Raw genomic sequence first — 14,546 nt, forward strand, 5'->3', positions numbered from 1 at the left:
CTCGCTCAACGCGACGGATCACGGCGGTCCGGCCTTGTAACCGACGCCACGGACGGTCAGCACGATCTCCGGGTTCTCCGGATCCTTCTCGACCTTGGCGCGCAACCGCTGCACATGCACGTTGACCAGTCGGGTATCGGCGGCATGCCGGTAGCCCCAGACCTGCTCGAGCAGCACCTCGCGGGTGAACACCTGGCGCGGCTTACGGGCAAGCGCGACAAGCAGATCGAACTCGAGCGGTGTCAGCGAGATCTGCGCGCCGCCGCGAGTCACCTTGTGCGCGGGCACATCGATCACGATGTCGGCGATCGACAACAGCTCGGCCGGCTCGTCCTCGGTGCGCCGCAACCGGGCACGCACCCTGGCGACGAGTTCCTTCGGCTTGAACGGCTTGACGATGTAATCGTCGGCACCGGACTCCAGACCGAGCACCACGTCGACCGTGTCGGTCTTCGCGGTGAGCATCACGATCGGGACTCCGGAATCGGCCCGCAACACACGGCACACATCGATGCCGTTCATGCCGGGCAGCATCAGGTCCAGCAACACCAGATCGGGGCGGATCTCGCGAACCGCCGCCAGGGCCTGTGTGCCGTCGCCGACCACATGCGGGTCGAACCCTTCCCCGCGCAAGACGATCGTGAGCATCTCAGCGAGCGCCATATCGTCGTCGACGACCAGAATCTTCGGCTTCATAATTACTATGGTGTCATCTCCCAGGCCAGGATCGGGCTGCCACGCCAACACTGGTGTGAACCCGCCGCACATCTAACCCTAGCGGGTAATCAAATCCGCCAATCGCGCAGCCAATGTGGCTGGATCGTCACCTGATCGGAATATCCACCACGGCCCATACCAGTTGTGTTGAGCCAGCTCACGGTACACCGCGAGGGTTCGCTGCTGAAGTTGTCCGTCCCGTTCGTAAGCGTCCAGCGCCCGGCTGTGGTCGAGCTCACCGCGCTTGCGCGCCCGTTCGGCCGCGAGTTCGGGCGAAACGTCCAGCAACACCTGCACCGCGGGCGTCGGCAGCGCGAACCGCTCGTACTCCAATTCGCCTATCCAGCCGACGATTTTGCCGTCGGCCTGCTCGTCGAGCCGGGCCGCGTTGTAGGCGGCATTGGAGGCAACGTACCGGTCGAGCAGCACGATGTCGTTGTCCGCCAACAACTTCGTCAGTTCGTCGCGCGCCTGCGCCCGGTCCAGCGCGAACAGCAGCGCCATCGCGTTGACCGACGCCGCGAGGTCGCCGTGCGCGCCGTGCAGCGCCTCCGCCGCCAGATCGGCGTGCACCGACCGGCCGTAGCGCGGAAACGCCAGCGAGTCGATTCGCAGTCCGGCGTCCCGCAATTGGGACGTCACGGCCTCGGTCAGCGTCCGCTTGCCCGCACCGTCGAGCCCTTCGATGACAATCAGCGCGCCCATGGCACGCAGGGTACCGAGGGTGCACCGCGGGTCGCGCCGCGGCCGGAGAAACGCGAAGACCGCCGGATCCACGGATCCGGCGGTCTCCTGTCATCTCACGCTGAGGGCGATGTCATCGCGCCCGAGACTCAGTAGCGGTAGTGCTCCGGCTTGAACGGTCCGTCGACGTCCACGCCGATGTACTCGGCCTGATCCTTGGTGAGCTTGGTCAGCTCGCCGCCGAGCGCCTCCACGTGGATCTTCGCGACCTTCTCGTCGAGGTGCTTGGGCAGGCGGTAGACCTCGTTGTCGTACTCGTCCGGCTTGGTCCACAGTTCGATCTGCGCGATCACCTGGTTGGAGAAGCTGTTGGACATGACGAACGACGGGTGGCCGGTGGCGTTGCCCAGGTTCAGCAGGCGGCCCTCGGACAGCACGATGATCGACTTGCCGGAGTCCTTGAACGTCCACTCGTCGACCTGCGGCTTGATGTTGATCCGGGTCGCGCCGCAGCGCTCCAGTGCCGCCATATCGATCTCGTTGTCGAAGTGACCGATATTGCCGAGGATCGAGTGATCCTTCATCGCCTTCATGTGCTCGAGGGTGATGATGTCCTTGTTGCCGGTCGAGGTGATGACGATGTCGGCGTCGCCGATCGCCTTCTCCACGGTGACCACGTCGTAGCCGTCCATCAGCGCCTGCAGCGCGTTGATCGGGTCGATCTCGGTGACCTGCACCCGGGCGCCCTGTCCGGCAAGCGATTCCGCACAGCCCTTGCCGACGTCGCCGTAGCCACAGATCAGCACCTTCTTGCCGCCGATGAGCACATCGGTGCCGCGGTTGATGCCGTCGATCAGCGAGTGGCGGGTGCCGTACTTGTTGTCGAACTTCGACTTGGTGACCGAGTCGTTGACGTTGATCGCCGGGAACACCAGCTCGCCCGCGGCGGCGAACTGGTACAGCCGCAGCACGCCGGTGGTGGTCTCCTCGGTGACGCCCTGCACCGAATCGGCGATGGCGCTCCACTTGCCCTTGTCGGTCTCGAAGCGCTCGCGCAGCAGGTTGAGGAACACCTTGTACTCGGCGGAGTGGTTCTCGTCCTCCGGCGGCACCACGCCTGCCTTCTCGAACTGCGCGCCGCGCAGCACGAGCATGGTGGCGTCACCACCGTCGTCGAGGATCATGTTGGCCGGTTCGTCCGGCCAGGTGAGCATCTGCTCGGCGGCCCACCAGTACTCCTCCAGGCTCTCGCCCTTCCAGGCGAAGACCGGGGTGCCCTTGGGCTCGTCGAGGGTGCCGTGCGGGCCGATCACGACGGCGGCCGCCGCGTGGTCCTGGGTGGAGAAGATGTTGCACGAGGCCCAGCGCACCTGCGCGCCCAGCGCGACCAGGGTCTCGATCAGCACCGCGGTCTGCACGGTCATGTGCAGCGAGCCGGAGATGCGGGCACCCTGCAGCGGTAGCACCTCGGCGTACTCGCGGCGCAGCGCCATCAGGCCGGGCATCTCGTGTTCGGCCAGCCGGATCTCCTTGCGGCCGAATTCGGCCAGCCCGAGATCGGCCACCTTGAAGTCGATGCCGTTGCGCACATCGGCGGTGAGCTCGGTTCGCGCGGGAAGTTCTGAGGTCGTCATAGCCTCTATCTGCCTCTCCTGGTAAGTCGGTACCAACACGCAAGGTTAGTCGCTGGCGCGGCGGGTGGGTACACCGTACTCACCCTTGCTAGCTTGGCGCGATGCCGAACCTTCGCGTCATCGTCACGACCGCGGTCGCCGGGTCGCTCGTCCTCGGTCTGAGCACCGCGTGCGACAGCTCAGCGGACTCGTCACCGGCTACCGCGCCGCGAACAGTGGAGCTGCAGGCGCACCGCGGCGGACGCGGTCTGACCGTCGAGGAATCGCTGCCGGGCTTCAGCAAGGCGATCGAGCTGGGCGTGAGCACGCTGGAGCTCGACATCGTGCTCACCAAGGACAAGATGCCGATGATCTGGCACGACCCGACGGTGCTCGCGACCAAGTGCGCGGACACCGCGCCCGTCACGCCGGACGATCCGCAGTTCCCCTACGTGGGCAAGCTGGTGCACGACCTGACCTACGCCCAGACCCAGACGCTGGACTGCGGCAAGACCCTGGCCGACTACCCGGACCAGCAGGGCCTGCCCGGCAACAAGATAGCGACGCTGCCCGCCCTGTTCGATCTGGTCAAGACCTACCGGGGCGCGCAGCTGCGCTACAACATCGAGACGAAGCTGGAGGCCGAGCACCCCGAGCAGTCGGCGACGCCGCAGGAATTCGTGGACGTCATCCTCAGCACGGTCGCCGGGGCCGGCGAGACCGGCAACGTCGAGATCCAGAGCTTCGACTGGCGCGCACTTCCGCTGGTACGCAAGGCGAATCCGGCGATCCCCCTGGTCGCGCTCTACGACGACACCACCTTCGTGGCCGGCTCGAAGTGGCTCGGCCCCATCCGCTACGAGGACTACGCGGGCGACCCGCTCGGCGCGGTGAAAGCACTCGGCGCCAACACCGCCTCACCCGGTTACTCGGTCCCCTACGGCCGCAAGGCAGGTGAGCGCGGCTTCGGCCTGGTGGCCGATCGGGCCTATGTCGAGCGCGCCCACGAACTGGATCTGCGGGTGATCCCGTGGACGGTGAACGACAAGGCCACGATCGCCGCGCAACTCGATACCGGCGTGGACGGCGTGATCACCGACTACCCCGACCGGATGCGGGAGGTGTTGCAGGAGAGGGGTTTACCCCTGCCTCCTGCCTACCACCGCTGAGCCGGGGTGCGCCGGTGACTCAAGCCGCGCCCGACTCCCGCACGTCGGACTCCGCCGAATTCGACTGCGCCGAACCGGATTGCCGCGTGACCGTCTGCGCCGACGTGCCCTTGGCCGAATTCGCCTGGGCCGCACCGGTCAGCGTGGCGACGGTCCCGTAGGTCTCCAGGATCCGGCGGCGCTTACGCGGGTGGATATTGGCCTTGGTGACGTCGCCTTCGTAGTGCTCGAGCACCCGATGGTCCATCACCGCCCGCCACAGCGGCGGCAGCACGGCGAACAGGATCATCGTCGCGTAACCGGCGGGCAACTGCGGCGCCTGCATCGAACTGCGCAGCGTCTGGTAGCGACGCCCCGGATTGGCGTGGTGATCGCTGTGCCGCTGCAGATGGAACAGGAAGATGTTGGTGACCAGCCGGTCACTGTTCCAGCTGTCGCGCGGTGAGCAGCGCGCGTAGTTCCCGTTCGGCTTCTTGGCCCGCAGCAACCCGTAGTGCTCGATGAAGTTCACCGTCTCCAGCAGCGACGCGCCGATCACGGCCTGCAGGATCAGCCACGGCAGCACACCGATACCGAAGAGCGCCATGAGGCTGCCGAACAGCACCACGCTCATCGACCACGCCTGCAGGATGTGGTTGTGCACGCTGAACCAGCGCAGGCCCTTGCGCGCCAGTCGCACCCGCTCCAGCTCGATGGCCGAGCGGAAGCTGCCGAACACGCTGCGCGGCAGGAACTCCCACAGCGTCTCGCCGAGCCGGCCGCTGGCCGGATCCTCCGGCGTCGCCACCCGCACGTGGTGACCGCGGTTGTGCTCCACGAAGAAATGCCCGTAGAACGATTGCGCCAGCGCGACTTTGGCCAGCCAGCGCTCCGCGTGCTCGACCCGGTGGCCGAGCTCGTGCGCGGCGTTGATGCCGATGCCACTGACGAAGCCCAGCGTCGCGGCCAGGCCTAGTTTGTCGACGATGCTCAGCTCGTGCCCCGCCCACATGTAGCAGGCGATGAGCAGGCCGAGCAGCTGCACTGGCAGGAACAGATAGGTGCACCACCGGTAGTACCGGTCGTTGCTCAGCAACTCGTAATCCTCATCGCGCGGGTTGGTGCCGTCCTCGCCGACAACCCAGTCCAGGACCGGGATGACGATCAACACGATGATTGGACCGATCCACCAGAACACCCTTGCGCCCGTCTGCAACACGAGTTGCGAGGGCAGGAGTGCGCTCAGTGGAGCGATCAGCCCGAAAACCCATAAGTGTCGTTTGGGATCTGAAGATACCGCCGGTTTGCCAACCGTTTGCACGTTTGCCCCGCTAAATAGGAACCCTTACTCCGATGTACGAGAATAGTTCCAGACTGTACGGCTGTTTCGCAGACTTTGACGGTTGAAACGTGATGAGCGTTACAGCTATGGGGACTAGCTTTTAAGTGGGCTCACATGTAGTTGAAGCCCTGGCTTACTCAGCGCAAACGGACCGGGGTTCTTCAAGGGTGGATCAGTGCTCGATCCGGGCGGCCAGAATCGCTTCGACATACGGACTCAGCAACGCACTCAACTCCGCGGGCGCGTCTCGGCCGGGACCGGGCGGCGTCGGGATATAGCTCAGCGCGATGCGCACCAGCGCGTGCGCGATGATGTCCGACTCGGCCGCCGTGGCCGCCACCCAGCTGTGCTGGAAAGCCAACGACAGCCGACGGGTGGCTTGGTCCAGCAACGGGCCGGCGTCCAGCGTGATCAGCCGCAACAGATCCAATTTCACCTCGCCCGCGAGCAGCGACTGCACCAGCGGGTCGGCCGCGGCGTCGACGAAGAAATTGGTCATGCCCTCCCGGAACGCCGCGCGAACATCACCGACATTGCCGGTGATGGCCGCGTCGACATGGTCGACCAAATCGTCGGCCAGGCGCAGTGCGTAAGACTGCGCAAGGCCACTGCGCGAACCGAACTCGTTGTAGAGCGTCTGCCTGCTGACCCCGGCCCGGCCCGCCACGTCGCCGAGGGTGATCTTGGACCAATCCCGTTCGGTGAGTAGGTCGCGCATGGCATCGAGGACCGAGGCGCGCAGGAGTTCACGCGCCGCCTCCTGATAAGGGATGCGGGTTCCGGAGCGCGGCATACCGGCGACACTGTCACGGGCGGTTGCCGCAGTCAAAATCTCACGACCGTTCGATTTCGACCATGTAGAAGTCGGCCTTAGCCGCGCCGCAGTCCGGACAGGTCCAGTCGTCGGGGATATCGTCCCAGCGGGTGCCCGCGACGATCCCGTCCTCCGGCCAGCCTTTGGCTTCGTCGTATTCGAAGCCGCATTGAATGCACTGGAAAAGTTTGTAGTCACTCATCGGACGGCTCCTATCGGTTCGAAGTCGATCTTTTCCCGGACGCCGCAGTCCGGACAGCACCAGTCGTCGGGAATCTTTTCCCAGGACGTTCCCGGCGGGAAACCTTCGTGTGGCGCGCCTTTTCCCTCGTCGTAAACGTATTCACAGACCGGGCAGCGAAAGCGATTCATCCCCGCACCTCGCCGGTCGCCGCACCGCCCTGGTAGCGGGCGAGCACTTTGTCCCGCTTGGCGGGGTGGATGTTCGCGAGTGTGATGTCGCCGTGATAGTGCGCGAGCACCCGCTTGTCCATCACCCGGCGCCACAGCGGCGGGAAGTAGGCCAGCAGGATCATGCTGGCGTACCCGCTCGGCAGGTTCGGCGCACCGTCCCAGCTGCGCAGCGTCTGATAGCGCCGGGTCGGGTAGGCGTGATGATCGCTGTGCCGCTGCAGGTGGTACAGGAAGATATTGGTGACGATGTGGTCGCTGTTCCAGCTGTGCACCGGCGCGGGCCGTTCATAGCGGCCGGACGCGGTGCGCTGGCGGACCAGGCCGTAGTGCTCGAGATAGTTCACCGCCTCCAGCAGGCTGAAACCGATCACCGCCTGGAGTACGAGATAGGGCAGCAGCTCGATCCCGAACACCGCGACAAGCGCCGCGTAGAGCACCGCCGACATCAGCCAGGCGCTGAGCACCTCGTTCTTCAAGCTCCACGGTTTCTTGTCGAGCCGGGCCAGGCGGGCCTTCTCCAATCGCAGCGACGAGGTCAGGCTGCCCCACACGGTGCGCGGCCAGAAGGACCAGAACGACTCGCCGATCCGGGAACTCGCCGGGTCCTCCGGCGTCGCGACGCGCACATGGTGGCCGCGATTGTGCTCGATATAGAAATGCCCGTAGAAGGACTGGGCCAGCGCGATCCGGGACAGCCAGCGCTCCAGGTGCACCTTCTTGTGCCCCAGTTCGTGCGCGGTGTTGATGCCGATGCCGCCGAGCATGCCGACGGTGATCGCCAGGCCGATCTTGTCGACCAGGTGCAGACCGTTGTCGAAGCCGAGCCAGCTCACCTGATCCGCGGTGATCAGATAGCAGGCCATGACCAGTGACGCGTATTGGAACGGCAGATACAGGTAGGTGAGGTAGCGGTAGTACTTGTCGTGCTCCAGATACTCCATCACCTCGTCCGGCGGATTGTCACCGTCGGGCCCGAAGAAGATGTCCGCCAACGGAATCAGCACGTACACCAGGATCGGGCCGAGCCAGAACGGTACCTGCGCCAGCGTCTGCCAGCCGATCGCGTTGAGGGCCAGGATGATCGGGATGCCGATCGTGAAAAGGCCGGTGGGGGCGAACAATCCCCACAGCCACATGTAGCGCTTGCGATCGCGCCAGTCCGGGGTTGCCACCGGCTGCGCGGACGTGTCGGCCTCTGTCGACATCGTTGTCTCCCATCCAAAAGCGGCACGTCACGTGTGACGTGCGTTACCTCTGAAATGGACGATAGAGATAGATTTGTCGTTTGTCTAGACAAATTGGCTGATTTGTAAAGCAGAACGACCGCCGAAGACACAAACACCCCGGTCGGAGCGATCTCCGGCCGGGGTGTCGGGTGTCGAGGGGAGTTAGCGCAGCAGCACTTCGGCGTTCTCGGGCAGCGCGTCGACCGGCCACCAGCGCAGGTCGGTCGACTCCGCGCTGCGCACCGGGACGGCACCCGCGGGCGCGGTGATCCGGAACAGCAGATCGAGATGCCTGGTCGGCACCCCGAGCGAGCAGGTGATCGAATGCGCCTGCGCGCCATATAGTTCCGGCTCCATCCGCAGACCGCTGATGCCCGACTCCTCGGTGGCTTCGCGCAGCGCGGCATCGGCGACCGTGTCGTCGCCCTCCTCGCAGTGCCCGCCGAGCTGGATCCAGGACCCGACCCGCGGATGCAGGGTCAGCAGAACCTCGCGTTCGTCGTGCGAGAACACCACCGCCGAGGCGGTGATGTGGCCCGGCACGTGCTCACGCAGACAACCACGCGGGGCCGAGCCGAGGAACGCGAGCATCGCATGCCGCAGCGACTGATCGTAATCCGCATCGGGCGACCATTTTTCGAGCAGCTCGATGGCCGAGGCGTGCAGGGAATCCGCGCTCACAGCTCGACCAGTCCGAAACTGGAGCCGGGCACCGGGCGCGGCCGGAGTTCCTCGAGCGGGTGGCCGATGGCGATGGCGCCCAACGGATTCCAGTCGTCCTCGAGTCCGAGGACCGCGCGGGTGATCTCCGGCGCGAAGATGGTGGAGCCGATCCAGCAGCTGCCGAGGCCCTCGGTGGCCAGCGCGACGAGCAGGCCCTGCACCGCCGCGCCGACCGCGACGGTGAACATGGTGCGCTCGTCGGCGCGGCGCCGCTCGTCCGGATAGTCGTGCGCGCCGTCCGGCACACAGAACGGGATGATCACCTCGGGTGCGTCGAAAAGGATTCGGCCACGGGCGATTCGGCGCTCGACCCGATCGGGTGCCAGGCCGTCCGCGGTGAGATCGGCCCGCCACTTGTCGGCCATCGCCGTCAGCAATCGGGTCCGCAGCTCGGCGTCGCGCACCCACACGAAGCGCACCGGCCGGGTGTGGTGCGGCGCGGGCGCGGTCAGCGCCACCGCGACGGCGGCGCGCACCCGGGCGGGATCGACCGGTGCGTCGGCGAACTGCCGGATCGAGCGGCGCAGCAGCACCGCCTCGCGGCGCCCCTGCTCGATCGCCTCGGCGGTGCCGAGCCAGAACAGGTCGTCGGTGCCGCCGCGCAGCAGGTCCGCGGCACTGGACCCGTCGTCGGTGACCGGCAGTCCGCGCACCACCGCGACCGGCACGCCGCCGAGCTTGCCCTTCACCAGATCCGCCGCGGCGGCCAGCTCGTCCGCGATCGCCACCTGGGTGACGTGCAGTTCGTTGCCCTGTCCATCGACGGCGCCCGAGTAATCGTGCAGTACCCGCAGGCCGGCGGCGCCGATCGCCGCGTCGGTCTGCCCGTTGCGCCAGGCCCGGCCCATGGTGTCGGTGACGACCACGGCGACCTGCACGCCGAGCCGCTCGGCCAGCGCCGAACGCAAGCCCTTGGCGCTGGCGTCGGGATCGGCGGGCAGCAGAACCAGTTCGCCCTGTTCGACATTGGAGCCGTCGATACCGGACGCGGCCTGCACGATGCCGAGCTTGTTCTCGGTGATCAGGGTGCGGCCCTTGCGCGCGAGCACCCGCACCGCTTCCTGCTCGACCAGGGCGCGCCGCGCGGCGTCGCGCTGCTCCGGATCCAGCGGCACGTCGACGATGCGACCCTCGACCTTCGCGACGATCTTGCTCGTCACCACGAGCACGTCACCGTCGGTCAGCCAGGGCGCGCGGTCCGCAATGTGTGCGGCAAGGTCGTCACCAGGTCGGAACTCCGGCAGGCCGGTGATCGGCAGGATGCGCAGTTCCCCTGCGGCATGGTCATTCACATACTCATCCTCACTCACGGTTTGACGCCCGCAAGGTCCAGAGCCTCCCGCACCATCTCGGCGGTGGTCGGCGGATCGGTCATCAGCAGCGGCACACTGCGCACTTCGACGCCGGGCACGTCGGCGGTGTCGGTGGTGTGGATCAACCAGCCGTCCAGGATGCCGGTGGCCGAGCGGGCGCCGTAGTACCGGCCGATCGCCTCGGCGGTCGTCTCGACCCCGATCACCGACAGACACTCGTCGGCCATGCCGCGCAGAGGTTTGCCGTCGATCACACCGGATATACCAATAACTTTGGCCGCAGTTGTGCGCAGCGCGCCCCGGATGCCAGGCACCGCCAAGATGGCGCCGATGCTCACCACGGGGTTCGACGGAGCGAGCAAGACCACATCCGCCGACTCTATGATCTCGATCACATTCGGGCCTGGTTTGGCGTCCTCGGCCCCAATTGTGGCGAATCCATGGGTCTGGATGTTCGCGCGATAGCGAACCCACCACTCTTGAAAATGGATCGCGCGACGTTCGCCAGGGTCGTCCGGGTCGGTCACAACCACATGCGTTTCACAACGATCGTCGGTTGCCGGGATCAATTTCACGCCCGGCTGCCACCTGTTGCAGAGGGCCTCGGTGACCGCGGAGAGCGGGTACCCGGCGCGCAGCATCTCGCTGCGCACCAGATGCGTGGCGAGGTCGCGATCGCCCAGCCCGAACCAGTCCGGCTGCGCGTGGTACTTCGCCAGCTCTTCCTTGGCGTGCCAGGTCTCGTCGAGCCTGCCCCAGCCGCGGTCGGTATCGATGCCGCCGCCGAGGGTGTACATGCAGGTATCGAGGTCAGGACAGATTCGGAGGCCATGCATCCAGACGTCGTCGCCGACGTTCACGATCGCGGAGACATCGGCATCGGGCAGCAGTTCCCGGACGCCCTGGAGGAAGCGAGCGCCGCCGACACCCCCGACCAGTACGGCAATCCTCGGGCCGCCGAGGGAGTCGCTGTCCGCTTGAAGGGAAGTCACATCCGCACAGCCTATGCGCTGTCGGACCGGGCGATGTTCGGGCTATAGTTGCTGGTCATTTGCCCTACTCCGACTCAAGATCATCTTCGAAAGCGTTCGCGGATAGTAACGGAATAGCGACGGCCGCTTGACCATCGACACGTCCGGCGTGTCTAATCACAGTCATGTCATTTCGGGTTCGCGCGAGAGTGCAAGGCGCGAACGGCTTTTCGAACAGATGTTCGCATCGAGATGACGAGCTCGGGGACGTCCGCGGGACAACGTCGCGGGGTATGGCCGTCGGTATGCGTGTTGGTCCGACGGAACGAATCATTCTGCGCTAACACACAGTGAGGAGGCGGAGCGATGGCCAATGAGATGGTCTCGCCGACCGATTCCACAGCAGGCGCAGCACGTGGCGTCTGCGCAGACAACGGCTGGAAGGATCGCGAGGGGGGTGACGAAGTCTCGGCGACCGTGCTCGGCTCGGGTGACGAAGTCTCGGCGCCCCGGCTCAGCCTGGTCGTCACGGGCTTCGACGAGATGTTCGAATCCATCGAAGAGCAGTGGCAGGAGCGTGCCCTGTGCGCACAGACCGATCCGGAGGCGTTCTTCCCTGAGAAGGGCGGCTCGACTCGCGAGGCGAAACGGATCTGCATGGGCTGCGAAGTACGCGACGAGTGCCTGGAATACGCACTCGCCCACGATGAGCGCTTCGGCATCTGGGGTGGCCTCTCCGAACGAGAGCGCCGCCGCCTGAAGCGCGGCATCGGCTAGCCGACTTGGGTTGGCCCCCGAGTTATCCGCACGCGCGACAACTCGCTACGGCGACAACGGTTCTCGCGAACATACGGGTAGCTCCGGGGGTACGCCCGAGCCCCGGCGGCACGCCCGCCGACCGGCCGAGGTAGCACTGGGTGCACGGGCCAGGGGCGGGCTGGCTAGGTTTTACCCATGGCACGTTCCCGTAATCGTCGTCCGCCGACCGCACGGTCGGTGATCCGCCGTGGTCGCGGGGTACGTGGGCCGATGTTGCCGCCCACGGTGCCTGCCTGGCGCACCCGGGGACAGAAGTTCGATCGGCTGGTGCTCGAGGCGTTCGCACCGCTGGACACCCGCTGGCACGACCGGCTCACCAAACTCGATATCGCGGTCGACGACGTGCCGAAAATCCGTCCGCTGCACCCTGATTCGGTCACCTGGCCGGACGAGGTGGTCGCCGACGGACCGGTGCCGCTGTCCCGGCTCATCCCGGCGGGCGTCGACCGGCACGGCACCGCGACCCGCGCCAGGGTGGTGCTGTTCCGCAAGCCGCTCGAGCTGCGCGCCAGCGACCCCGACGACCTGGTCGACCTGCTGCGCGAGGTGCTGGTCCAGCAGATCGCCACCTACCTCGGCGTCGATCCGGACATCATCGATCCGGAACCCGAGTAGGAATCGCACCAAGCCGGCCCCGCCTCGGTAACGAATGTTGTTGCGAGCGGCGATAACTGATTACCGACACCGCGTGCGCGGCCCGCAGACCGCGCACCGACACCGGCTCGGGCCGTCCTCGGCCCGGCGCCCCGCGCCCGCCTGCGGCAGCCGCCGCGTGGCGGGAGTTTTTGCCCGAATCATGAGCGTGTCTATCCACATCGGACCGCCAGGAGGGTTACTCTCATCGGCGTGATCCCCATGCGTCGTTGCTGCCGTCCAGGTTGCAAGAATCCGGCCGTCGCGACGCTCACCTATGTGTACTCGGACTCGACCGCCGTCGTCGGACCGCTCGCGACCGTCGCCGAACCACACTCCTGGGATCTCTGCGAAACGCACGGCTCCCGCATCACCGCCCCGAAGGGCTGGGAGATGGTCCGCCACGAAGGCGGGTTCTCCTCCAGCACACCGGATGACGACGATCTGACCGCGCTCGCCGAAGCGGTCCGCGAGGCCGGACTACGCCGCCGCCCGCCGGAACACGAACAGCGCGGCTACCGCGACTACGCCCCGCCGCCGCAGCGCACCACCCGCACCGGGCGCCGCGGACATCTGCGGGTGCTCCCCGACCCGCCGTCCTGAACCACTGAGAACCGGGTCATCCTCCGTCGCCGTCATCCCCTAGGGTGGTGGGCATGACAGTCGCCCGCTCTGCCGAATTCGTAAACGCGGTGATCAAGGCTTACGACGTTCGCGGTGTGGTCGGTGAACAGATCGACGCCGAATTCGTCAGGGACATCGGCGCATCGTTCGCCAGGCTGATGCGTGCCGAAGGCGCGACGCGGGCCGTCATCGGACACGACATGCGCGAGTCCTCCCCCGGTCTGTCGGCGGCTTTCGCCGACGGCGTGCTGGCCCAGGGCCTCGACGTGGTGCACATCGGACTCGCGTCCACCGATCAGCTCTACTTCGCCTCCGGCAGCCTGGACTGCCCCGGCGCCATGTTCACCGCGAGCCACAACCCGGCGCGCTACAACGGCATCAAGATGTGCCGCGCCAAAGCCATTCCGGTGGGCCAGGACACGGGCCTGGCCACCATCAAGGCCGAGGTCGCCGAGGGCGTGCCCGGCTATGACGGACCGCGCGGCACCGAGACCAGAACCGACCTGCTCGCCGATTACGCGGCGTTCCTGCGCGACCTGGTCGATCTCGGCGAGATGCGCCCGCTCACCATCGCGGTGGACGCGGGCAACGGCATGGGCGGCCACACCGTGCCCGCCGTGTTCGACGCGCTGCCGCAGGTGACCATCGTTCCGCTGTACTTCGAGCTCGACGGTTCCTTCCCCAACCACGAGGCGAACCCGCTCGACCCCAAGAACCTGGTGGACCTGCAGGACCTGGTGGTCAAGTCGGGCGCCGACATCGGTCTGGCCTTCGACGGTGACGCCGACCGCTGCTTCGTGGTGGACGAGAAGGGCGACCCGGTGTCGCCGTCCACCATCACCGCGCTGGTCGCCGAGCGCGAGCTCATCAAGGAGCCCGGCGCGGTCATCATCCACAACCTGATCACCTCGCATGCGGTGCCCGAGCTCGTCACCGCGCTCGGCGGCACCCCGGTGCGCACCCGGGTCGGCCACTCGTTCATCAAGCAGCAGATGGCCTCGACCGGCGCGGTGTTCGGCGGCGAACACTCCGCGCACTACTACTTCCGCGACTTCTGGGGCGCCGACTCCGGCATGCTCGCCGCGCTGCACGTGCTCGCCGCGCTCGGCGAGAAGGATCGGCCGGTCTCGGAGCTGATGTCGGCCTACGAAACGTATGCGGCCTCCGGCGAGATCAACTCCACCGTGCCGGACGCGCAGGAGCGGACGCTGGCTGTGGTGGAGGCCTTCGCGGATCGGACCATCTCGGTGGATAGGCTGGACGGCGTGACCGTGCAATTGGCCGACGACGCCTGGTTCAACCTGCGCGCGTCGAACACCGAACCGCTGCTTCGGCTCAACGTCGAGGCCCGATCAACCGAAGATGTAGACGCACTCGTAACAGAGATCCTGAGCATCGTCCGGTCCTGACTGGAATAGTGGAATCACAGGCCTTGAATTCGCCCGACTCGGGCCCGGCGTGGCAGCTGACCCGGGTGCGAGCGAAGGCGATAACGACTCAGCGCG

16 protein-coding genes are annotated in these 14,546 nt (G+C 66.5%); 5 read left to right on the top strand and 11 right to left on the bottom strand.

Annotated elements, in window-relative coordinates; all coding sequences use genetic code 11:
* Positions 1-18: 18 nt before the first annotated feature.
* The 3 genes from mtrA to ahcY form a co-directional block, all read right to left on the bottom strand.
* Complete coding sequence (mtrA, locus tag IBX18_RS26475; RefSeq protein WP_069163595.1) at positions 19-696, bottom strand: MtrAB system response regulator MtrA; 678 nt, start codon at positions 694-696, stop codon at positions 19-21.
* Between the two features lie 78 nt (positions 697-774).
* A complete protein-coding gene (locus IBX18_RS26480) occupies positions 775-1,422 on the bottom strand; it encodes a dTMP kinase (RefSeq protein WP_194836220.1) in 648 nt (215 codons plus the stop codon).
* A gap of 128 nt (positions 1,423-1,550) precedes the next feature.
* Positions 1,551-3,035: an adenosylhomocysteinase gene (gene ahcY, locus IBX18_RS26485; RefSeq protein ID WP_194836221.1), complete on the bottom strand. Its 1,485-nt coding sequence runs from the start codon at positions 3,033-3,035 to the stop codon at positions 1,551-1,553.
* Between the two features lie 101 nt (positions 3,036-3,136).
* Between ahcY and IBX18_RS26490 the strand changes: the two genes are divergently transcribed.
* Entirely contained in the window at positions 3,137-4,183 is a 1,047-nt protein-coding gene (locus IBX18_RS26490) for a glycerophosphodiester phosphodiesterase (RefSeq protein WP_194836222.1), read from the top strand.
* A gap of 19 nt (positions 4,184-4,202) precedes the next feature.
* On the opposite strand, the gene IBX18_RS26495 is transcribed toward IBX18_RS26490, so the two are convergent.
* The 8 genes from IBX18_RS26495 to cofD form a co-directional block, all read right to left on the bottom strand.
* Entirely contained in the window at positions 4,203-5,381 is a 1,179-nt protein-coding gene (locus IBX18_RS26495) for an alkane 1-monooxygenase (protein ID WP_306796427.1), read from the bottom strand.
* 295 nt (positions 5,382-5,676) lie between these two features.
* Positions 5,677-6,297 carry a TetR/AcrR family transcriptional regulator gene (locus tag IBX18_RS26500; RefSeq protein WP_194836224.1) on the bottom strand — a complete coding sequence of 207 codons (621 nt, stop codon included), beginning with the start codon at positions 6,295-6,297 and terminating at the stop codon, positions 5,677-5,679.
* A 40-nt stretch (positions 6,298-6,337) separates the two neighbouring features.
* Positions 6,338-6,520 (bottom strand): rubredoxin, encoded by a 183-nt coding sequence (locus tag IBX18_RS26505; RefSeq protein ID WP_194836225.1) that lies wholly within the window; start codon positions 6,518-6,520, stop codon positions 6,338-6,340.
* Positions 6,517-6,690, bottom strand: a complete 174-nt coding sequence (locus IBX18_RS26510; RefSeq protein WP_107659003.1) for a rubredoxin — start codon at positions 6,688-6,690, stop codon at positions 6,517-6,519. The genes IBX18_RS26505 and IBX18_RS26510 overlap by 4 nt, the downstream gene beginning before the upstream one ends.
* Positions 6,687-7,937 (bottom strand): alkane 1-monooxygenase, encoded by a 1,251-nt coding sequence (locus IBX18_RS26515; RefSeq protein WP_194836226.1) that lies wholly within the window; start codon positions 7,935-7,937, stop codon positions 6,687-6,689. The genes IBX18_RS26510 and IBX18_RS26515 overlap by 4 nt, the downstream gene beginning before the upstream one ends.
* Positions 7,938-8,120: 183 nt before the next feature.
* Entirely contained in the window at positions 8,121-8,639 is a 519-nt protein-coding gene (locus IBX18_RS26520) for an NUDIX hydrolase (RefSeq protein ID WP_194836227.1), read from the bottom strand.
* Positions 8,636-9,973, bottom strand: coding sequence for a coenzyme F420-0:L-glutamate ligase (locus tag IBX18_RS26525; protein ID WP_306796428.1), 1,338 nt, complete (start codon positions 9,971-9,973; stop codon positions 8,636-8,638). The genes IBX18_RS26520 and IBX18_RS26525 overlap by 4 nt, the downstream gene beginning before the upstream one ends.
* A gap of 14 nt (positions 9,974-9,987) precedes the next feature.
* Entirely contained in the window at positions 9,988-10,986 is a 999-nt protein-coding gene (gene cofD, locus IBX18_RS26530) for a 2-phospho-L-lactate transferase (RefSeq protein ID WP_306796429.1), read from the bottom strand.
* 522 nt (positions 10,987-11,508) lie between these two features.
* On the opposite strand from cofD, the gene IBX18_RS26535 reads away from it, so the two are divergent.
* The 4 genes from IBX18_RS26535 to IBX18_RS26550 all read left to right on the top strand — a co-directional run bounded on the left by IBX18_RS26535 (position 11,509) and on the right by IBX18_RS26550 (position 14,450).
* Entirely contained in the window at positions 11,509-11,742 is a 234-nt protein-coding gene (locus tag IBX18_RS26535; RefSeq protein WP_029901515.1) for a WhiB family transcriptional regulator, read from the top strand.
* Between the two features lie 177 nt (positions 11,743-11,919).
* Positions 11,920-12,399 carry a metallopeptidase family protein gene (locus tag IBX18_RS26540; RefSeq protein ID WP_167768837.1) on the top strand — a complete coding sequence of 160 codons (480 nt, stop codon included), beginning with the start codon at positions 11,920-11,922 and terminating at the stop codon, positions 12,397-12,399.
* Between the two features lie 240 nt (positions 12,400-12,639).
* A complete protein-coding gene (locus IBX18_RS26545; protein WP_135237563.1) occupies positions 12,640-13,020 on the top strand; it encodes a DUF3499 domain-containing protein in 381 nt (126 codons plus the stop codon).
* Positions 13,021-13,073: 53 nt separating this feature from the next.
* Positions 13,074-14,450, top strand: a complete 1,377-nt coding sequence (locus IBX18_RS26550) for a phosphomannomutase/phosphoglucomutase (protein WP_194836230.1) — start codon at positions 13,074-13,076, stop codon at positions 14,448-14,450.
* The last annotated feature ends 96 nt before the right edge of the window (positions 14,451-14,546 follow it).

Source organism: Nocardia sp. XZ_19_369 (genome assembly GCF_015355715.1).
In the GTDB taxonomy this organism is placed as follows: domain Bacteria; phylum Actinomycetota; class Actinomycetes; order Mycobacteriales; family Mycobacteriaceae; genus Nocardia.

Coding starts and splice junctions, on each gene's coding strand:
- mtrA (WP_069163595.1), bottom strand. CDS start 696: ATGAAGCCGAAGATTCTGGTCGTCGACGACGATATGGCGCTCGCTGAG.
- IBX18_RS26480 (WP_194836220.1), bottom strand. CDS start 1,422: ATGGGCGCGCTGATTGTCATCGAAGGGCTCGACGGTGCGGGCAAGCGG.
- ahcY (WP_194836221.1), bottom strand. CDS start 3,035: ATGACGACCTCAGAACTTCCCGCGCGAACCGAGCTCACCGCCGATGTG.
- IBX18_RS26490 (WP_194836222.1), top strand. CDS start 3,137: ATGCCGAACCTTCGCGTCATCGTCACGACCGCGGTCGCCGGGTCGCTC.
- IBX18_RS26500 (WP_194836224.1), bottom strand. CDS start 6,297: ATGCCGCGCTCCGGAACCCGCATCCCTTATCAGGAGGCGGCGCGTGAA.
- IBX18_RS26505 (WP_194836225.1), bottom strand. CDS start 6,520: ATGAGTGACTACAAACTTTTCCAGTGCATTCAATGCGGCTTCGAATAC.
- IBX18_RS26510 (WP_107659003.1), bottom strand. CDS start 6,690: ATGAATCGCTTTCGCTGCCCGGTCTGTGAATACGTTTACGACGAGGGA.
- IBX18_RS26515 (WP_194836226.1), bottom strand. CDS start 7,937: ATGTCGACAGAGGCCGACACGTCCGCGCAGCCGGTGGCAACCCCGGAC.
- IBX18_RS26535 (WP_029901515.1), top strand. CDS start 11,509: ATGTTCGAATCCATCGAAGAGCAGTGGCAGGAGCGTGCCCTGTGCGCA.
- IBX18_RS26540 (WP_167768837.1), top strand. CDS start 11,920: ATGGCACGTTCCCGTAATCGTCGTCCGCCGACCGCACGGTCGGTGATC.
- IBX18_RS26545 (WP_135237563.1), top strand. CDS start 12,640: ATGCGTCGTTGCTGCCGTCCAGGTTGCAAGAATCCGGCCGTCGCGACG.
- IBX18_RS26550 (WP_194836230.1), top strand. CDS start 13,074: ATGACAGTCGCCCGCTCTGCCGAATTCGTAAACGCGGTGATCAAGGCT.